The organism is Croceibacter atlanticus HTCC2559, assembly GCF_000196315.1.
GTDB lineage: Bacteria > Bacteroidota > Bacteroidia > Flavobacteriales > Flavobacteriaceae > Croceibacter > Croceibacter atlanticus.
Window position 1 is genome coordinate 2,351,463 of the sequence record NC_014230.1, and the last position, 20,192, is coordinate 2,371,654.

Annotated in this window: 23 protein-coding genes; 7 read left to right on the plus strand and 16 right to left on the minus strand. The window is 33.4% G+C overall.

The annotated features are described in order from the left end of the window. Nucleotides 1–30: 30 nt before the first annotated feature. The 6 genes from CA2559_RS10660 to katG all read left to right on the plus strand — a co-directional run bounded on the left by CA2559_RS10660 (nucleotide 31) and on the right by katG (nucleotide 6,732). A complete protein-coding gene (locus CA2559_RS10660) occupies nucleotides 31–1,077 on the plus strand; it encodes a glutaminyl-peptide cyclotransferase (RefSeq protein ID WP_013187896.1) in 1,047 nt (348 codons plus the stop codon). Nucleotides 1,078–1,163: 86 nt separating this feature from the next. Further along, nucleotides 1,164–2,027 carry a carboxypeptidase-like regulatory domain-containing protein gene (locus CA2559_RS13910; RefSeq protein ID WP_013187897.1) on the plus strand — a complete coding sequence of 288 codons (864 nt, stop codon included), beginning with the start codon at nucleotides 1,164–1,166 and terminating at the stop codon, nucleotides 2,025–2,027. Nucleotides 2,028–2,077: 50 nt separating this feature from the next. Further along, nucleotides 2,078–3,625 carry a hypothetical protein gene (locus CA2559_RS10670; RefSeq protein ID WP_013187898.1) on the plus strand — a complete coding sequence of 516 codons (1,548 nt, stop codon included), beginning with the start codon at nucleotides 2,078–2,080 and terminating at the stop codon, nucleotides 3,623–3,625. A gap of 4 nt (nucleotides 3,626–3,629) precedes the next feature. After that, nucleotides 3,630–4,076 (plus strand): lipocalin-like domain-containing protein, encoded by a 447-nt coding sequence (locus tag CA2559_RS10675; protein ID WP_041241204.1) that lies wholly within the window; start codon nucleotides 3,630–3,632, stop codon nucleotides 4,074–4,076. After that, the gene (locus CA2559_RS10680) at nucleotides 4,060–4,356 is read left to right on the plus strand and encodes a DUF721 domain-containing protein (RefSeq protein WP_013187900.1); all 297 of its coding nucleotides are present in this window, start codon (nucleotides 4,060–4,062) and stop codon (nucleotides 4,354–4,356) included. The genes CA2559_RS10675 and CA2559_RS10680 overlap by 17 nt, the downstream gene beginning before the upstream one ends. Before the next feature lie 153 nt (nucleotides 4,357–4,509). Next, the gene (gene katG, locus CA2559_RS10685; protein ID WP_013187901.1) at nucleotides 4,510–6,732 is read left to right on the plus strand and encodes a catalase/peroxidase HPI; all 2,223 of its coding nucleotides are present in this window, start codon (nucleotides 4,510–4,512) and stop codon (nucleotides 6,730–6,732) included. Between the two features lie 62 nt (nucleotides 6,733–6,794). Here the strand turns inward: katG and CA2559_RS10690 are convergent, their stop codons facing one another. The 13 genes from CA2559_RS10690 to CA2559_RS10750 form a co-directional block, all read right to left on the minus strand. After that, nucleotides 6,795–6,986: a hypothetical protein gene (locus CA2559_RS10690; RefSeq protein ID WP_013187902.1), complete on the minus strand. Its 192-nt coding sequence runs from the start codon at nucleotides 6,984–6,986 to the stop codon at nucleotides 6,795–6,797. Next, nucleotides 6,983–7,309, minus strand: coding sequence for a DMT family transporter (locus CA2559_RS10695; RefSeq protein WP_013187903.1), 327 nt, complete (start codon nucleotides 7,307–7,309; stop codon nucleotides 6,983–6,985). The genes CA2559_RS10690 and CA2559_RS10695 overlap by 4 nt, the downstream gene beginning before the upstream one ends. Then, entirely contained in the window at nucleotides 7,306–7,800 is a 495-nt protein-coding gene (locus CA2559_RS10700) for a hypothetical protein (RefSeq protein ID WP_013187904.1), read from the minus strand. Before CA2559_RS10700 ends, CA2559_RS10695 begins: the two co-directional genes overlap by 4 nt. A gap of 16 nt (nucleotides 7,801–7,816) precedes the next feature. Further along, the gene (locus CA2559_RS10705; RefSeq protein WP_013187905.1) at nucleotides 7,817–8,128 is read right to left on the minus strand and encodes a DUF6122 family protein; all 312 of its coding nucleotides are present in this window, start codon (nucleotides 8,126–8,128) and stop codon (nucleotides 7,817–7,819) included. 13 nt (nucleotides 8,129–8,141) lie between these two features. Then, nucleotides 8,142–8,351 carry a hypothetical protein gene (locus tag CA2559_RS10710; RefSeq protein ID WP_013187906.1) on the minus strand — a complete coding sequence of 70 codons (210 nt, stop codon included), beginning with the start codon at nucleotides 8,349–8,351 and terminating at the stop codon, nucleotides 8,142–8,144. A gap of 114 nt (nucleotides 8,352–8,465) precedes the next feature. Then, complete coding sequence (locus CA2559_RS10715; RefSeq protein ID WP_013187907.1) at nucleotides 8,466–9,908, minus strand: glycosyltransferase; 1,443 nt, start codon at nucleotides 9,906–9,908, stop codon at nucleotides 8,466–8,468. A gap of 183 nt (nucleotides 9,909–10,091) precedes the next feature. Further along, a complete protein-coding gene (locus tag CA2559_RS10720; protein ID WP_013187908.1) occupies nucleotides 10,092–10,304 on the minus strand; it encodes a hypothetical protein in 213 nt (70 codons plus the stop codon). A gap of 9 nt (nucleotides 10,305–10,313) precedes the next feature. Continuing rightward, entirely contained in the window at nucleotides 10,314–11,123 is an 810-nt protein-coding gene (gene thiD, locus CA2559_RS10725; protein WP_013187909.1) for a bifunctional hydroxymethylpyrimidine kinase/phosphomethylpyrimidine kinase, read from the minus strand. After that, a complete protein-coding gene (tenA, locus tag CA2559_RS10730) occupies nucleotides 11,111–11,764 on the minus strand; it encodes a thiaminase II (protein WP_013187910.1) in 654 nt (217 codons plus the stop codon). The genes thiD and tenA overlap by 13 nt, the downstream gene beginning before the upstream one ends. Continuing rightward, nucleotides 11,761–12,387 carry a thiamine phosphate synthase gene (gene thiE, locus CA2559_RS10735; RefSeq protein ID WP_013187911.1) on the minus strand — a complete coding sequence of 209 codons (627 nt, stop codon included), beginning with the start codon at nucleotides 12,385–12,387 and terminating at the stop codon, nucleotides 11,761–11,763. Before thiE ends, tenA begins: the two co-directional genes overlap by 4 nt. Continuing rightward, complete coding sequence (gene thiM / locus CA2559_RS10740; protein ID WP_013187912.1) at nucleotides 12,380–13,171, minus strand: hydroxyethylthiazole kinase; 792 nt, start codon at nucleotides 13,169–13,171, stop codon at nucleotides 12,380–12,382. Before thiM ends, thiE begins: the two co-directional genes overlap by 8 nt. A gap of 145 nt (nucleotides 13,172–13,316) precedes the next feature. Further along, nucleotides 13,317–14,045 (minus strand): SIMPL domain-containing protein, encoded by a 729-nt coding sequence (locus tag CA2559_RS10745; protein ID WP_013187913.1) that lies wholly within the window; start codon nucleotides 14,043–14,045, stop codon nucleotides 13,317–13,319. A gap of 105 nt (nucleotides 14,046–14,150) precedes the next feature. Further along, a complete protein-coding gene (locus CA2559_RS10750) occupies nucleotides 14,151–14,861 on the minus strand; it encodes a hypothetical protein (protein WP_013187914.1) in 711 nt (236 codons plus the stop codon). A 115-nt stretch (nucleotides 14,862–14,976) separates the two neighbouring features. Here CA2559_RS10750 and uvrA point away from each other — a divergent pair, with 115 nt between their 5' ends. Then, nucleotides 14,977–17,808, plus strand: coding sequence for an excinuclease ABC subunit UvrA (uvrA, locus tag CA2559_RS10755; protein ID WP_013187915.1), 2,832 nt, complete (start codon nucleotides 14,977–14,979; stop codon nucleotides 17,806–17,808). Between the two features lie 184 nt (nucleotides 17,809–17,992). Here uvrA and CA2559_RS10760 read toward each other — a convergent pair whose 3' ends face one another. From CA2559_RS10760 to CA2559_RS10770, 3 genes are all read right to left on the minus strand, one after another. After that, nucleotides 17,993–18,586 carry a nitroreductase family protein gene (locus tag CA2559_RS10760; protein WP_013187916.1) on the minus strand — a complete coding sequence of 198 codons (594 nt, stop codon included), beginning with the start codon at nucleotides 18,584–18,586 and terminating at the stop codon, nucleotides 17,993–17,995. Nucleotides 18,587–18,664: 78 nt separating this feature from the next. Continuing rightward, the gene (locus CA2559_RS10765; protein ID WP_013187917.1) at nucleotides 18,665–18,910 is read right to left on the minus strand and encodes an acyl carrier protein; all 246 of its coding nucleotides are present in this window, start codon (nucleotides 18,908–18,910) and stop codon (nucleotides 18,665–18,667) included. Between the two features lie 3 nt (nucleotides 18,911–18,913). After that, entirely contained in the window at nucleotides 18,914–20,191 is a 1,278-nt protein-coding gene (locus tag CA2559_RS10770; protein WP_013187918.1) for a beta-ketoacyl-[acyl-carrier-protein] synthase family protein, read from the minus strand. Nucleotide 20,192 lies beyond the last annotated feature (1 nt).

A 20,192-nucleotide genomic window follows, 5' to 3' on the forward strand; every position in this document is an offset into this window, starting at 1 on the left:
TAACTTCGTCTTCTGTTAAAATTGACGACTATGAACCTTTCAACAAAATTATACATACTACTAAGTTTTCCTTTATTTTTCCTCTCTTGTAATGATGATGCAACAAGTTATTCGTTACAAATATCAAATTCTGATAATAGCTTAAAATTAGGAGAATCCTTAACTGCAACTATTAAAAATCCTAAAGAAAAAGTAATTGATTCTGTTACCTATACTTTAAACGGTAAATCAATTGCATCTCATAAAAACAATAACCCATTATCTGTCGCGCTAACTAATAACAAGTTAGGAGAACACACGCTGGTAGCAACAGTATATTCTGAAAGTAAAGCCACAGATGTAAGTGCTAATTTTAAACTTTTTAATAATAAGCCACCCGAAAGTTATTCGTTCGAGATTATTAATACCTATCCACACGATGCCAATGCCTTTACGCAAGGTTTAGAGTTTTACAACGGTAATTTATATGAAAGTACAGGAAGAAACGGACAGAGTACTATAAGAAAGGTAAATTTAGAAACTGGTGAAGTATTGCAGTCTTCAGACTTAGACATCGATTATTTTGGAGAAGGCATCACAGCTTTAAACGATAAACTTTATCAATTAACTTGGCAAGGCAAAAAAGGCTTTGTTTACGATATTAATACATTCGAGCAATTAGATTCTTTTAGCTACAATGCTAGTAAAGAAGGTTGGGGATTATGTAATGATGGTACTAAACTTTATAAAAGTGACGGTACATCTAAAATTTGGATTCTTAATGCTGAAACGTTAGCAGAAGAAGATTATATACAAACCGTATCTCATAAAACTATTTCAAAAAAACTAAATGAATTGGAATGGGTTAACGGAAAAATTTACGCTAATAATTGGCAGATAGATTTAATTAGCATCATAAACCCTAAAAATGGTGCTATTGAAGGTCTGGTAGATTTTAGATCTTTAAGAAAACAAGTATCTTCTGCTACAAAAGAAGATGTCCTAAATGGTATTGCTTATAACAAAGAAACCGGTAAACTTTATGTAACCGGTAAAAATTGGGATAAGCTGTTTGAGGTTAGGATTATAAAAAAGTAAGTTCACTCAACCAAATAAGGCAGTCACTAATTCTACATTTAAAAACCTTTGCTCTCTATTTAAGTTTATAGTCTAAACCAAAGACTATGACACCAAAATTTAAAATTAGCATTCCAGAACCTTGCCACGAAGATTGGTCTAAAATGACTCCTACAGAAAAAGGACGTCATTGTAAAGCCTGTTCTAAAGAAGTAATAGACTTTACACATTTTAGTAATGAGGCGCTACACAAACGTATTACTCAAGGCGAGTCACTGTGTGGTCGTTTTTTACCACATCAATTAGATACACCTTTAACTATAGAGCGTAAAAAGAATTCAATTTCATTTAGTAAAATTGCAGCAACGTTAGCATTACCACTTAGTGTTATATCTACCAATATTAGTAATGCACAAGAGTCTAAGTCCAAGACTGAACAAACAATAAATACCAGTAAAACTTATACGTCCTTAGGTATAGGAATGCAACATAGGCCTTTAAAACCATTAACCTCTACTCTATCTGGTACAGTAACAGATGAAAGTGGTTTACCGTTACCAGGCGTAAATATTATTGTAAAAGGTACAACTCGAGGTACACAAACAGATTTTGATGGTAATTATTCCATTTCAGCTTTAAAAGATGAAATACTAGTATTTAGTTATTTGGGTTTTGAAACTATTGAAAAATCTATAAAATCAAATACAACTACTTTAAATGTGGAACTAGGTGCAGGTGATTTCTTAGGAGAAATTGTTGTTTTTGCAGGTTATGTAACTTATGAAGAAGAAAATGAATACAAAATAGATCCTGAGTTTTTAGAAGAACAAAGAGCTCATAGAGCAAAACTAAAAAAAGCAAGAGAAAATCGTGTGAGATTTATGACACGTAAAGCTAAAGAGCGTAAGGAAGCACGGCAATTAAAAAGAGCTAAACGTAAAGAAGAGAGACAAAAAAACAGAGATTCTTAGATACTATTAAGCTCAGTAAAAAGTTTTACTTTTACTAAAACTTTTTTTGAATGCGTATTCTATACACTTTACTCCTATTTTGTTGCATCATATTTTGGAGCTCTTGCAGAAATGATTTTGAATTTGAACCAAGTACTGGTCAATTAGAGTTCTCTAAAGACACGGTCTATTTAGATACCGTATTTACTAATATAGGATCTAGTACTTATAATTTAAAAGTATACAACCGTAGTGATCAAGATATACGTATTCCTAATGTACAACTTAGTCAAGGAGAAAGTTCTAGTTATCGCCTTAATGTAGATGGTGTTGCTGGGAAAGTATTTAGAGATGTAGAAATCTTAGCTAATGACAGTATTTTTATTTTTGTAGAAACTACTGCAGATATACAGGAACTTTCTCAAAATGCATTAGAATTTTTATATGAAGATGCCATTCTTTTTGATGGTGGAGAAAATACCCAACGTGTAGAGTTAGTAACACTTATTAAGGATGCTGTTTTTCTATTTCCTGAGCGTGATGCAATGACAGGTGAAGTTGAAACCTTGCAACTAGGTACAGATCCTAATGGCGACCCAATTTTAATTGAAGGATTCTTTTTAGAAGACAATGAGTTAACCTTTACCAACGAAAAGCCATACGTAATTTATGGTTTTGCAGCTGTTGGCTCAAACAAGACGTTAACAGTTAATGCTGGTGCACGAGTGCTCTTTCACGCTAACAGTGGTATTATTGTCGCAGATCAGGGTTCTATGCAGGTTAATGGAGAATTAAGTACAGATCCAGAACTGTTAGAAAACGAGGTTATTTTTGAAAGTGACCGTTTAGAAACTGCCTATAGCAATATTCCCGGACAATGGAGTACTATTTGGTTAACGGCAGGAAGTACAAACCATAATTTTAATTATACAACTATTAAAAATGGTACAGTTGGTTTATTAATGGACTCAAACGATGGCGGTGAAGATCCTACACTAACTATAAGAAACTCACAAATCTATAATTCATCTAACATTGGGTTATTATCTAGAACTGGCAGCATTCTTGGAGAAAATCTAGTTATTGCAGAAGCAGGACAAAGTGCTATGGTTTTAGAGTTAGGCGGATCGTATGAGTTTAACCACGCCACTTTTGCTAACTATTGGTCACGCAGTTTTAGGCAAACGCCAGCTGTTGTTATTTCTAACACATTTGGAGAAACGCTAGCGGCAAATTTAGATCAGGCTAATTTTTCTAATTGTATAATTTATGGGCGTAATGATGTAGAGTTTGGGTTCTCTAAAGCAGATGAAGCAGCATTTAACTTCAATTTTAAAAATTGCTTATTACGAGCAAATGATCCAAATGGAAATTTAGAAGATGATCCTCTGTATAATTTCTCAGATTTGGCATTGTATGAATCTGTTATATTAAATGAACAGCCTTTATTTTTAGATACAGATACTAATAAACTTCAAATAAGCTTAGAATCTCCAGCAAGCGCTCAAGGTGATCAAGCAACGGCAAATCTGGTACCTTTAGACCTTATAGGGACTAACAGAACAACAAACCCAGATATAGGTGCTTATGAAACTATTATGTTTCCAGATGAAAATTAAATCTATGTTTTTAATAAATATTAAACCTTTAGCAATTTTATTAATTGTAAGCTTCTTTTTAAGTAGTTGTAACAGCAGCCCAAATTTAGATGCACTACCATTACTAAATGGCTATTGGGAAATTGCTTCTGTTGAAACGGATAAAGGAAAAGAGATTGAATATAAATTTAATGAGACAGTAGATTATTTTGAGCTAACTGCTAAAAATGGCATGCGTACCAAGGTTAAGCCTAAACTAGATGGAACCTTTATAAAAACTAATGATGCAGAAGGTTTTACTGCTAAAATGCAAGACGACAAATTGACATTAATTTATAAGACTACTTGGGATACTTGGTCAGAAACCATTTTGTACCTTAACGACTCAAAATTGGTTACACAAAATGACCAAGGAATAAGATATACTTATAATCGCTTTAAAGGATACCTAGATAATGTCGAAACGAACTAATGAACACCTTAGTATTGCAGATGCTCTTAAAGAATTTGTAGACAAGAATAAACTTCAAAAAGGATTAGACAAAGTACAAGTTCGAGACGTATGGAACGACCAAATGGGACCTGCAATTGCTAAATATACAACCAATATCAAATTAGATAGAGATACTTTATATGTACAACTTAGCTCTTCTGTCTTAAGGGAAGAATTGAGTTACGGCAAACAACGTATAATAGATAATTTAAACGAAACACTTGGTAAAACACTTATTACCAAGCTCATACTAAGATAACTACCCTTACACCATAGATTAAATTTAGTTTATCATTATTTAAACTATAAATTAAATCAATAGTACTCTTCTCAATTTATATTGAAAATTGATAGTTAAATGTTTAATTTTAGTGACATTTGAACCGTTACTTAACTAAAAATTTTAATTATCATGGATAACAACAATTCTAATGTATGGGACATTAACGATCCTAGCGCTGTTGCAAAATGCCCTTTTTTAGGAGGTGCACAATCTAACACAGCAGGACACGGCACAACTAATAGAGATTGGTGGCCTAATGAACTTAAGCTAAATATTTTACGTCAAAACTCTTCTAAATCTAACCCAATGGGTTCAGATTTTAACTATAAAGAAGCTTTTAACAGTCTTGATTATGCAAAATTAAAGCAAGATGTTATTCATTTAATGACAGATTCTCAAGATTGGTGGCCTGCAGATTATGGTCATTATGGTCCTTTTATGATACGTATGGCTTGGCACAGTGCTGGTACTTATAGAATTGGTGATGGTCGTGGTGGTGCAAGTTCAGGAACACAACGTTTTGCCCCTTTAAACAGCTGGCCAGATAACGGTAACTTAGATAAAGCTCGTTTATTATTATGGCCAATTAAAAAGAAATATGGAAACAAAATTTCTTGGGCAGATTTAATGATTCTTGCAGGTAACTGCGCATTAGAGTCTATGGGCTTTAAAACATTTGGTTTTGCTGGAGGTCGTGAAGACATTTGGGAACCAGAGCAAGATATATATTGGGGTTCTGAAACTGAATGGTTAGGTAATGAAGAACGCTATGCAGATGGAGATTTAGAAGCACCACTTGGTGCTGCACATATGGGATTAATTTATGTTAACCCAGAAGGACCTAACGGAAACCCAGATCCGCTTGGTTCAGCTAAAGATATTAAAGAAACGTTTGGCCGTATGGCTATGGATGATGAAGAGACTGTAGCATTAATAGCTGGTGGTCATACATTTGGTAAAACTCACGGTGCCGCAGATCCAGATAAATATGTTGGTGCAGAACCTCACGGCGCTCCAATTGAAGAAATGAGTACAGGTTGGAAAAACACTTATGGTACTGGAGTCTTAGACGATACTATTACTAGTGGTTTAGAAGGTGCTTGGACCCCTAACCCTACACAATGGGATCACGATTATTTTGAGGTGTTATTAAACTATGACTGGGAACTTTCTAAAAGTCTTGCAGGTGCACACCAATGGATTCCTACAAAAGCTTCTAATGCAAGAATGGCTCCTAAAGCTGGTGATGCCAATGCTAAGCAAGGTCTAATGATGTCTACAGCAGATATGGCACTTAAAATGGATCCTGATTATTTAAAGATTTCTAAGAAATTTCATACAGACCATAAAGCATTCGAAGATGCATTTGCTCGTGCTTGGTATAAGTTAACGCACAGAGATATGGGACCTATTTCTAGATATTTAGGACCAGAAGTACCTCAAGAAGAATTACTTTGGCAAGACCCTTTACCAGCTTCTAACTTTACACCTTCAGAAGAAGATGTAAATTCACTTAAGTCTGCAATTGCAAATACAGAGCTATCTGTTTCAGAGTTAGTTTCTACGGCTTGGGCCTCTGCCTCTACCTTTAGAGGATCAGATAAACGCGGTGGCGCTAATGGTAGTCGCATTCGTTTAGCTCCTCAAAATAGATGGGAAGTAAACAATCCAGAGCAATTACATAAAGTTTTAAATGTATTAAAAGGCATTCAAAATGATTTTAATACAAATGGTAAAGACGTTTCAATGGCAGATTTAATAGTACTTGCAGGATCTGTAGGTGTTGAAAAAGCTGCTGAAAAAGCTGGACATTCTGTTACTGTACCATTTACTGGTGGTCGTACAGATGCAAGCCAAGAACAAACAGATATAGATTCTTTTGGATACCTAGAGCCACAAGCAGATGGTTTTAGAAACTTTATAAAGGATAACCAAAAAGCTGCTGCAGAAGATTTACTTGTAGATCGTGCTCAATTACTTACGCTTTCTATTCCTGAGATGACTGTTTTAGTTGGCGGATTAAGGGTGTTAGGTGCTAACTATAATGGATCTAACTACGGTGTGTTTACAGATAGAAAAGAAGCATTAACAAATGATTTCTTTACAAATTTATTAGATTTCACATATACTTGGAAAGCTACTACAGATGATGATACTATTTTTGAAGGTAGTGATCGTAGAACTGGTGACAAGAAGTTTGAAGCTACAAGAGCAGATTTAATATTTGGTTCTAACACAGAGCTTCGTGCCATTGCAGAAGTATACGGAACAGAAGATGCAGAAGAGAAATTTGTTAAAGATTTTATTGATGCTTGGACTAAAGTGATGAATTTAGATCGTTTCGATTTATAATTAACACGTAGTATTATACTTAAAAAGGCGATTCCTAATTGAATCGCCTTTTTTTATTAGTATCATCTAAATTCAATATCATCTTTCTTACAATACCATTTAGGTGAGTTTGCATATATAACACAACCACCTAGTTTAATCTTACCTTCATCACTTTCTTTAAAGCCTTTAGGTGTAGGCTTTCCGTAGCTTATTGGTATCACATCTTTATTTGAGTCGCATTTAGGACAATATTTAGGAGCTCTATAACTCATTGAGATACATATTTTAAACCAACAATAGAACTTATTAGTGTAACTATAAAAAATAATCTCCAAAACGTGGCTGGTTCTTTAAATACAAAAATCCCTACAAGTACAGTTCCCACTGCACCTATTCCTGTCCAAACTGCATATGCAGTACCTATTGGCAGTTCTTGAGTTACTTTTACAAGTAAATACATGCTAATAGCCAAGCAAACTAAAAATCCTGCATACCAATACATACTTTCTGTACCACTAGCCTCTTTAGCCTTACCAAGACAGGTTGCAAATGCAACTTCAAAACAACCAGCAATTATTAGTAAAATCCAATTCATATTATTGACCTGTCAAATTCCATTAAATTGAAAATGGTATTAATAATCGAATCTTTTTCAGCTGAATGCTTTAAGATTATATCCTCACCTTTAGCATTTAAAATAAAAAATGAATTATAGTTAATTTCATGATACTGCTGTTTTTTATTAATCTTGTAGGTTTTAGCTTTATAATTATCCCCAGAAACTCCTATAGTATAAGGCTCGTTAGACCACGATAATAATTTAATGTTATCCCAAATTAATAAAGGTTTGGAGCGGTTTATACTAACTGAATCATCCCACTTTCCATAAACTTTATACATTTCATGAGATAGGTCTTTTTTAGCTAGCTTAGGAGGATATCTAATTTCTAACACATTTAAAGTATTACCAGATTTCAGTTTTAATGCAGTAATACCACTTTCATGCAAAACGTAATCTTGATAACTTTTACGATTGGCACAAGCCGTTATGAGCAGCCCTATTATTAATAAATATATGTATTTCATAATCCTAATTAAGCATTTATGTCATAAACCAACAATCGATGGCATCTGTTAACATATGAAACAATAAACCAATACCTATAATTCTAAAAGGTTTCTTGAAAAATAACAAGATAACATAAATAACCATAGCATAATAGGTATGAAACCAATGTAAGTCTATGCTACAACGGTTGGCTTCAAAAATTGGTGTTGCCCACAGATGGTCTATATCTACCAACATAGTTGCTAATAAAATAAGGTAGGCTTTTTTCCACTGGGTTTTACAACATAAAAAGGCAATACCTAATGGTGCAATAAAATGTAATGTATAATGAATTATGGTTTGCATCTTCTAAATTAAATCATCTACGTAATTTTTCTTTAAGTGCGTTTATTAAAGCATCTTTCTCTGCAATAACAATTTTTGTGTGTTTTGTATTAAAGAATAAATACAGTAAAATACTAACTGAAATTAACGTATTTAAATCATATTCAAAAAAACGTGTTAGTAAATATGATAGTGCAAATATGGCCAAAGTTATATATGTACCTGCTAAATAAAAATGTTTCATTAATTATAAAATTTAGTAATCTCTAAATATATTTTTATGCCATCACACCACAAAAAAAAGGCTGCCTAAACACTATATTTAGACAGCCTCTTACAAATTTTCGAATTAAAATGACTAGGACGACATTGCCACTACTTGTTGTTCCTTAAGTTGTTTTTTTGTTAAGTCTCTAGTTAACCATCCGCTACGGCCTGCTGTTGCAATGGCATACGGTGTAATCCAGAATAATGTAAATGCATAAAATACACTGTAAGGATATGCCCAAAATGATTCTGAAATACTATGTTTTTTAGCAAAGAAAAATGCTTGCATACTTGAGAACACTAAGATACCTGCTAGTGTAGAACACAAGAATAATACTGGATATGTTATAATGAAGAACAGCATTAATAATATTGCTGGATATGCCATAGTCATTTTTAACCATTGGTTTAATAACAATATTCTTGTTCCTGTTTTAGCACCATCTCTAAAGTTTGAGAATGCAAATTTGCTCATTGCTAAATTTTCTCTAACGTTACTTCTTTCCCAACGTATAAACATCTTGTAAAGGTTTTTATAACGTTCTGGAATGTTTGTATATACATAAGCCTTACGTTGAAACAACACCTTATAACCTTGCTTTAGGATCATATTTGTCATTGCTCTATCTTCTCCAATTTTAGAAACTTCGCCCATAAAGGTTTGGCTAATCCAATCTTCCAAGCAATTAAATACAGCTTCTCTTCTATAAGCAGATAATGCGCCAGGTGTACATAAAACAGAACCTAAACGACTTTGAGCAGATCTTACAAACTCAAAACTAAATGCAAAACTTACATTTAACATTCTAGGAATTAATGCTTTTTTATTGTTTAGAACCTTCACGTTTCCTGCTACAGCACCACAATCTGGATTAACCACAAATGGGCTAGCCATAATACGTAACGTGTCTGTTTTTACTATTGAATCACTATCTACAGTAATAAACACATCTCCAGTTCCTAAGTTAAAACCTCTGTGTAACGCGTGTCTTTTACCCATATTCTTTGGTTGCTGATATATAGCAACACGGTCGCCCAACTCTGCTTTTGCTTTCTGCATCCATTGCCATGTATTATCCTGACTACCATCATCAATTGAAATTAATTGAAGCTTTTCTACTGGATAATCACTGGCCACAAGACTTTTTAAGGTCTTATATACTAACTCTCCTTCATTGTATGCTGGTACGATTACAGTACACGTAGGAAGCTCTTCGTCTGATACTGATGCTATTGACTTATATTTTAAATATAATGTGAGAATGTATCCTATAAATGCTAGCTTAATTGTTAGGAGTGTAAAACCCATAATCATTATAGCTTGTCCCCAAATTGTATTCATACGGTCTAAATGTACCTCTTCAAAATAAGGTTGCATTATAAAGAACAATGCTACTGCTCCAAAAAGCAATATAAATGTTCCTGCTAATACTAATGAAGACGATGAGTTGTTTACAAACTTCTCCACAGGATTAAGGGGTTTAGTTTGCGGTATATTAGGATCTGTTGTTACAGTGTTTATAGAGTGATTCATTATGCGTTTATTGTAAATTCTTAATAGTTACATATTACTTGGCAACAGTAGTGCCAATTAAGAAAACGCTTAATTACAACAGCTTATAGAAGAGTAGAAATTTGAATGTGTAAAATTATTATACACTTGTGTATAAAGTGATAGTATTTAAAATGTCTAAGGGCAAAAAATATTCAGAATTTATTAAGCTTTAGACTTATGCTTTAAATTAAAGTATGACATAAATGAAGAGAAAATTCCAAAACATATAAAGTTGTAAATGATATAAGTAACATCTATATCATCGTAAGATAAAAATTCAAAACCAGCCATTCCTAATGCATAAATAAATCCGCCAACTAAACCAGAAATAAGTATTGTTTTATAGTGCTTTTTAAAAACTTCTTTTAAACTCATAATTTAGTTTTACAAATTAAAGTGGTTTATAGGTCCACGGCCTTCTCCTAACTGTTTATTGCTGCCATTAAAAATTGCTGTGTTTACATAATTACAGCCTTTAATAACGGCAGACTCTAAAGACTCTCCTAAACTTAGGAAAGCAGCAATACTAGATGACAGGCTACAACCTGTGCCGTGAGTATGATCTGTTTTAATTTTAGGGTTTATTATAGTGACAATAGTATCATCTTCTACAATATAGAGAATATCCTGAACATGGTTATTTGTAGTACTAACGTGACCACCTTTTAATAAAACAGAAACTGAATAAAGCTTACCTATTTCTTTAGCAGCTTTAGATAACGTATTGGTAGAGATTTTTTTACCTAGTAAAATTTCCGCTTCTGGAATGTTAGGTGTAATTAGTGTAGCCTTTGGTAAAAATGCCTTTAGTCTAGCTATAGCTCCATCTGTAATTAAAGCATCACCAGATGTGGCGACCATTACAGGATCTAAAACAATATGCTTTGCGTTATATTCTACTAATTTTTCTTCCACTATCTGAATAACTTCTGCAGAGTGTAGCATTCCTATTTTTATAGCACCAAAAGAAATATCACTTAACACAGCATCTAGTTGATGTGCAATATGTGCTATTGGTATTGCATGAATATCTATCACACCTTTAGTATTCTGTGCAGTAGTTGCAGTTATAACAGATGCTGCAAAAGCACCACAAGCACTAATACTCTTTATGTCTGCTTGTATGCCTGCACAACCGCCAGAATCGCTTCCAGCAATAGTTAGTACACTTTTGTAAGACGTTATATTTTCCATTGCTCTTTATTATAGGCACTATCCCAGAACATCCATTCTAATTGAGAAGCTTTTCTAAATGCAGTATTCATTCTTAGGAGTGTTTTGTCATTTGCATCTTCAGCATACATATTGGTAATATCAATAGCATGATTTACTGATGTTGCAAAATCTTCACCTCCATATGTATTAATCCAATCTTGGTATGGGTTATCCTCTTTGTTGGTTTGGTTTTTAAGAATGTAATCTCCTATTTCCTTATAAATTGTAAAACATGGTAACACTGCCGCTAAACCTTCTTCGACAGATTGATTGCAAACTACACGAGATAAGTAACTAGTATACAACTCACACGTAGGAGATGGCTCTGCTATAACAGTATGGTTTTTAAGAAAGGTTTGGTGTAAAGCATTTTCAACTTCTATAATACCTGATGCTGCATTTATGAAAAATTGAGTTTCGGAGCTTTCTGTACATTTTACACCAACTTGTGTAAGTATCTTTTTATATTCAGAAAGGTACAAGGCATCTTGTTCTATATAAAATTGAAAAACATCTTTTGGTAAAGTACCATCCATAAGCTGAGTAATAAACTCTTGTGATTTTATAGATTCTAATATAGATTCTGTTTGCTTTCGTACTGTATTAAACCAGTTTATCATACTTTAGTTTTTAATGTTTTTGTTGCTATTTCAGGGTTTTCAGCTTTAGATATTGCAGACACTACGGCAATACCAGTAGCGCCATTTTTAATTATCTCGGTAGCATTGTATATATGTATTCCTCCTATACAAACTATAGGTTTTTTATAAACTTCACAAATTTTAATAAGTCCTGCAATTCCTAAAGGAGCGTCTAAATCTCTTGTTTTTGTCTGTGTAGCAAAAATTGGAGATACACCTATATAATCTATTTCACTAGCTGTTTGAGCTTGTATTGCTTGAGAGACATTACTTACAGAAAGACCTATAATTTTTGTACTTCCCAACAAGTTTCGTGCTACCTTAAAGGGCATGTCTGTTTGTCCCAAGTGAACTCCATCTGCATTTACAGCGAGAGCAATATCTACACGATCGTTAATGATTAACGGCACTTTATAAATTTCACATAGAGATTTAGCTTGTAAAGCTCTGTTGTAAAACGTCTTTGTGTCGCAAGTTTTTTCTCTTAATTGAATACATGAAGCACCACCAATTAAAGCTGCTTCTAAAATCTCGAAAAATTTAATGTCATTTGTAATGCTATCATCTGTTACATACATTAATGACAGGGTAGCATTATTCATTTAAGATTAAGTATTCTGAAAGTTGATCTGAAGTTAAAAGGTGAAGGTTATCTAAAAAATTCATTTGAAAACTACCAGGACCATTAGATGCGTTCTTAGTAATATCTCCAGTAACACCCATAATAGCCATTGCAGCTGTAGCAGCTAAATGTGTATTGCCTTCAACAGCTATACACGCACCTACCATCGCTGTCGCAGTACAACCCATACCTGTAATTTTAGCCATTAATGCATCTCCGTTTGAAACTGTACTTACCTTTTCTCCAGTAACTATAATATCTTTTTCTCCACTAATAACTATTGTATTTCCTAATTCTTTAGAGAGTTGTTTAGCAGCTTGTATGGCATCTAAGGAGTTGTGAGTACTATCTACGCCTTTAGTAGACAATGTAGAATTTGTTAACGCCATAATTTCTGAAGCGTTACCACGTATAACATCTGGTGTATATGTAGCAATAATTTCTTGAGCAGTTTCTGTTCTGTAGGTAGATGCTCCTACTCCAACAGGATCAAACACAAATGGTGTTTTTGTTTTGCTTGCTTTTTGAGCAGCTAGTTTCATAGCCTCTACCCAATTTTTGCTTAAAGTTCCCATATTTATAACTAAAGCTGAAGAAATTGTCACAATATCTTCTACTTCTTCTTTAGCGTGAGCCATTACTGGAGATGCGCCTATAGCAAGTAAAGCATTAGCCGTATTGTTCATAACAACATAATTGGTAATGTTATGTACTAAAGGAGATTTTTCCCTAATGGCAGTTAAAATAGATGGAATTTGATTCATGTCTTAGTGGTTAATTAGTTGGTAAAATTCACTAAGTAAAGAAAAAAACTGTTTGTGTTAATTACAAACTAAAGCATAGGTTTTTAAACATTGAATGTAAGATAGAATAAAAGCTCAAAAATCAAGGAGTGATTATAGCCTAAAGCTAATCTATCTCATAGTTGAGTTTCATTGTGATTGATGCCGTTTTTTCTCTAGAACTTGTATTATAAGTGCCGCCCCAAGAATAATCTTCATTTGAGTTTTGACCCGTAATTTGAAAGATTCCCATTCTTGCAGATTGTAGTTCGCCAAGGTTTCCGCCAGAGAATTCAGATATTTTTTCTGCTCTTATTCTTGCATCTTCAGTAGCTTTTGAAATCATTTCAATTTTTAGATCTGCTAGTTTTGTATAGTAATAGCGTGGTGGTTCAGAGTAAAACTTCACGCCTTGGTTTAATAATTCAGTTATTTCTCTAGACAGTTTTTCTATCTTATCTACATCTTTAGATTCTATTTTAATAGATTGTGTAAGTTCATAACCAACAAATTCTTCGCCTACATAGTTTCCATTTTCAGAATAAACTTGTTTGTTTTTTTGATTTGTTTTTACTGCACTATAAATTAACTGATTGTCATTTATACCTTTAGATGATAAGTAATCATCTATAGTTGCCTTATTTTGCTCTAAGGTTATATAGGCTTGTTTAAGGTTAATGTCCTGTGCTCCGAACCTACCTTCCCAAACTATAAGATCTGAAGAAAAGTCTGTTTTTCCTAAGCCTGTTACTTCTATACTGTTATTTACCTTGTTTCTATCTGCATAGGCATTTCCTAAGAAGATTGAAGCTACAACTATTGCAATAGCAAAAATAATGGCACTTAAATATTTCATAATACGTGTAAGATTTGGACAAGTAATTTAATTAATTATTACAAACCTTTAAGTTAGCCTTGTGTTAAATGGTAAGAATTTTAAATGAAATGATTTTGGTTTCAATTATTTATTTGCTGAGTAATTGCACTCATCTCCTATCACAAGCTTTTTATCAATTTTTTGAATACTAATAAGTCGCTCTCTAAAGTCTAAATTGCCATCGTAATCTACTAAGTAACGTTCTTTAAAAATTCCATTTGGTATAGAATGCTCTTTATTAAATTCATTATATGCTGTAGTATGAATTAAATGTGGCAAATGAAATGCTGTACTATCCTCTATAATATAAAATAAGGTTGCAAGTTTATGGCGTTTGGTCCTTTTAGGTTTTATTGATGTAAGCTTATAACGCTTGTAAGACATGTCTTTAAGTAACGTGTCATTTAAATTTATAAAATCATAATGCTTAGTTTGGTAATTAAACCTATTACTTAACTTTTTCACATATTTACAATCTACATTTATAAACTCTGCATTATCAAGATCTTTTTTTAGTGCTGTTACATTTAAAGAGACGCCTAGATTATCTGTAAAAATTAATTGATATGTTAGCGTATCTAACTCTGTAATTTCAGCTTTATAATTATTAAACTTTGAGTTAGTTAAATAATATTTTTTTAATGTCTTTTCGTTTTGTAATGTATCTGTAATACCACCTTTTTCTGAATGTTTGTAATAAGTAACATCATACTCTAGAAGATAGTCGAAGTTATAGTGTTTTTGAGAAAAGCTATAAGTTGAAATTAATAAAAGTAAAATTGTAAGGTATTTCATGACAGTAAATATAATGTAATAAAATCTCTCAAATATAGAATTCAAGATCCACTAAATTGAACTTACTTAGACTTCAAAAACACCTATAAATTGAGTACCTTTGCAGTCTTAAATTATGGCATACCAAGACGATACAATAGAGGTATTTGGCGCACGCGTTCATAACCTAAAAAATATAGATGTTACAATTCCACGAGAGCAGCTTGTGGTTATAACTGGATTATCTGGCTCAGGTAAATCTTCCTTAGCTTTTGATACCATATACGCAGAAGGACAACGGCGATATATAGAAACGTTTTCGGCATATGCCAGACAGTTTTTAGGAAGTTTAGAACGTCCTGATGTTGATAAGATAGATGGCCTTTCTCCAGTTATTGCAATAGAGCAAAAAACTACAAGTAAAAGTCCGCGTAGTACTGTAGGAACTATAACAGAAATTTACGATTTTTTACGTTTATTATTTGCTCGTGCTAGTGATGCTTATAGCTACAACACTGGAGAGAAAATGGTAAGCTATAGTGATGATCAAATTAAAGAGCTTATCACAGAAGACTTTAAAGACCAGCGCATTAATATCTTAGCGCCAGTTGTACGTTCTAGAAAAGGACACTACAGAGAACTTTTTGAAAGTATTGCAAAGCAAGGTTTTGTTAAAGTTCGAGTAGATGGAGAAATTCGTGATATTGTAAAAGGTATGAAAATAGACCGTTACAAAACTCACGATATAGAGATTGTAATAGACCGATTACAAGTTTCTGAAAAAGAAGATATTCAAAAAAGACTTGCAGAGAGTATACATACCGCTATGTATCATGGTGATGATGTTCTCATGGTAATTAAGCACAACGAAAATGAAGCGCGCTATTTTAGTAGAACATTAATGTGTCCTACCACTGGTATATCTTATCCAAATCCAGAACCTAACAATTTCAGCTTTAACTCACCAAAAGGTGCTTGTCCTAAATGTAATGGTATTGGAACGCTGTATGAGGTTAATGAAAATAAGGTGATTCCAGACAGAAGTAAATCAATTAGTGGTGGCGGATTGGCTCCACACGGAAACAAAAAGAAAAACTGGATATTTAAACAACTTGAAAATATAGCAGAACGTTTTGATTTTAAACTAACTGACCCTATTTCTAAAATACCAAAAGATGCTTTAAATATTATTCTTTATGGTGGCAAAGATAGTTTTGAGGTAGAAAGCAAATCCTTAGGTGTTACCCGTAAATATAAAATAGATTTTGAAGGTGTTGCTACTTTTATAGAAAACACATACAACAATAATGAAACAACATCATTAAAACGTTGGGCTAAAGAATATATGGATAAGGTAACCTGTCCTACCTGCGAAGGTTCAAGGTTGCGTAAAGAATCTCTATATTTTAAAGTTAACGCCTTAAATATAGCCGAGTTGGCTAATAAAGATATAAATGAGCTTGCAGCTTGGTTTGATGATTTACCAAATCATCTTTCTGATAAACAGGAACAGATAGCTTCAGAAATTGTAAAGGAAATAAGAACACGCCTTCAGTTTTTAGTAGATGTTGGTCTTACTTACCTTTCTTTAAATCGTGGTAGCAAATCTTTATCTGGTGGTGAAGCTCAACGTATACGTTTGGCAACACAAATAGGATCGCAATTGGTAGGTGTCTTATACATTCTAGATGAACCAAGTATAGGATTACACCAACGTGACAATGAAAAGCTAATAAATTCTCTTGAAGCCTTACGTGATGTTGGGAATAGTGTTATTGTAGTAGAACACGATAAGGATATGATTGAGCGCGCAGATCACGTGATAGATATTGGTCCTCGTGCGGGAAAACATGGCGGACAAATAATTAGCCAAGGTACACCAGAACAACTACTAAAGGAAGATACGCTTACAGCAAATTATATGTCTGGTAAGATGGAAATTGCAGTTCCAGAAAAAAGACGTGAAGGCAATGGCAAATTTATCGAGCTTAAGGGTTGTACAGGAAACAATTTAAAGAACGTGTCAATTAAACTACCGTTAGGACAAATGATTGCCGTAACGGGAGTTTCAGGTAGTGGTAAGAGTACATTAATTAATGAGACGCTCTACCCTATTATGAATGCCCATTATTTTAATGGTGTAAAAAAACCAATGCCTTATAAAAGCATAAAAGGTTTAGATGAATGTGATAAGGTTATCGATATAAACCAAAGCCCTATTGGCCGCACACCACGAAGTAATCCTGCAACATATACTGGTGTATTTTCTGAGATACGTAGCATTTTTTCTAAAACTACAGAAGCAGAAATTAGAGGTTATAAACCTGGTCGTTTTAGTTTTAATGTAAAAGGTGGCCGTTGTGAAACTTGTGGCGGTGGCGGTTTACGAGTTATTGAAATGAACTTTTTACCAGATGTTTATGTAGAATGTGAAACCTGCCAAGGCAAACGTTTTAATAGAGAAACGCTTGAAATACGCTGGAAAGGTAAAAGTATTGCCGATGTTTTAGAAATGACAATAAATGAAGCTACCGAGTTTTTTGAGAATATTCCTAAAATACACCGAAAACTTAAAACAATACAAGATGTAGGTTTGGGTTACATTACTTTAGGACAACAAAGTACTACACTGTCTGGTGGAGAAGCCCAACGTATTAAATTGGCAACAGAATTATCTAAAAGAGATACAGGAAATACCTTTTATATATTAGATGAGCCTACAACTGGACTTCATTTTGAAGACATTCGTGTTTTAATGGAAGTTTTAAATAGATTAACTAATAAAGGAAACACCGTACTCATAATAGAACATAATATGGATGTTATTAAGATGGCAGACTATATTATAGATATTGGTTACGAAGGTGGAAAAGGTGGCGGAAAAGTAGTTGCTAAAGGTACACCAGAACAAGTAGCTAAAGACAAGAAAAGCTATACAGCAAAGTTCTTAAGACAAGAATTAGCATAGTTTTAAAAAAATGTATGTCTTCAGAAATTTATCTCTAAATTATTTCTCGACACACTTAATTAGCAATGCTTTTATAAAACTGAAAATCACTCGAAATGACATTAAATATTTTATAGTTTCATATAAAAAAAAGTAGTCTTTTCGAGTGATTTTAAAGGATGTAAATTTATATGGGTAGCAGTTGTTACTCCTTAAAATTACCGTTAAACACAAACTCAGTTTGTGATTTGCGTTCACGTGTTATTTTAAGCTCTGTTTCTTTTAAATCTTCACCTAAATCATCAGGGTTACCACCTTGGTATCCTATTGCTATTCCAGTTGCAACGTGATAATTATCTGGAAAATTAAATTCTTTTTTAGCGCCATCAAAATCTATTCCTGCCATTTGGTGAACGGCCATATTCATAGATGTAGCTTGTAAACTCATAGCCATAGAAAATGCTCCTAGATCATGTAGTGCGTGAAAATTTTCTTTCTCACCATTAGGCATATCTTTCTTAAAAGCTCCTAATGCCAAAACCGGTGCATGTTTTGCCCAACCTTGGTTAAACTCCACCAAACAGTTGTAAATCCTATCATACATTGGAGTACCTTTTATACCATAAATAATAACCCAAGGCTGAAAATTATTTGAACTTGGTGCCCAACGACCAGCTTCAAACAATCGTTTAACGTCTTCTTCTTTAGGTATCTCTTCAGAAAAAACTCTGGGACTCCAGCGCTCTTTTATTAAATCTATTATCTCGTAATCTGTAGGTGTTGTTTTATTTGGTATCATAGTTTTTCTTTTTAAAATACAATCATTTTACTAAAATGAAAACCTTAAAATACACTTTAAAGTTTTTTTAGGTTTTGATTAATCTTTTAGCTTTCGCTCTATAGCTTGTATTGCATCTTCAACCGTTTGCATTTGTTCAATATCATCATTAGAGATTTCAATATTAAACTCATCTTCAATGTCTAAAACAATATCAACTAAATGAGCTGAATTTATATTAAGCTCATTCATTAAATGACTGTCTTTAGTTATATCATTAACCTCAACATCTTCAGGAAGATAAACAGTTATTATAGATTTTAGCTTTTCGTAAATAGTATTCATAAATTAGGGTTCAAATTTTGAAAAAATAACCACGGCATTTACATCTCCAAAACCAAAACTGGCTTTGGCAATATGTTGTAAAGGTGTCTTTTTAGTGGTTTGTAATATAGCTTCTTTTGGAATTAGATTTTGAATATCTGGATGTACATCTGATGCATTTACATTTCCAAAGAGCGTTTGATGCTTTATTTGTAGTACTGTTGCTACACACTCCATACTTCCCGAAGAAGCCAAACCGTGACCAATAAGTCCTTTTAATGAATTTATTGGTGGGAAGTTAGCAGCTTCAATTTTTAGAGTTCGTTTCCAGTTATACACCTCTTCAGAATCTTTTTTAGTAGCTGTTAAATGTCCATTTATAGCGCTTAATGCATCATGTTGAACACGTGATTCTTTTAAGGCCTTAGAGATACAACGTCTTACTGCTTGACCATTAGGTGCTGTCATACTTCCTCCAGCAAGCTGACCTCCAGAATTAAGATGACCACCAGAAATTTCAGCATATATTTTAGCTCCGCGCTTTTCTGCGCTTTCTAAAGATTCAATAACCAATGCGCCAGCACCACTACCAGGTACAAATCCAGAAGCTGTTGCACTCATTGGTCTGGAGGCTTCTGTTGGTTTATCATTATAATCGTGCGGTAAAATACGCATAGCATCAAAACCACCCCAAATATATGGTCCGGAATCACTACAACTACCTACTAAAATACGTTTGGCTTGTCCAGATTTAATACGGTCATAAGCCATAAGCACAGCTTCTGTACCTGTTGAACAAGCTGATGAGTTTGTAGTAACCTGATTACCACAACCTAATTTGCTGTTTAAATAGGTGCTTATACCACTAGCCATAGTTTGTAAAACAGAAGTGCTACCTAGGCGTCTTGTGTTACCTGCATCTATTTTATGGATAGCTTCTCTAAACTTATCTACGCCTAATATGCCTGTCCCGAATATAATTCCGGTATCATAATCTGGCGTATCGTTATATAGTAAATCTGCATCTTCCCAAGCTTCTAATCCAGCTAAAACGCCATAAACAATTCCTGTTGAGTTTAAACCGCGTTGTTCTAATTTTGTAAACCTAGCGTTTATATGTTCTTGTGTAACTTGCGGTTGTGCAGCTATTTGGCAGGTAAAGTTTAACTCTCTTAATTGAGGTATAAACCTGATACCACTAACACCTAATTTGGTGTTTTTCCAAAACTCTGAAACACCGATACCATTTGGAGCACAAATTCCCAAACCGGTAACCACAACACGTTTAGTTTTTTTTGACATC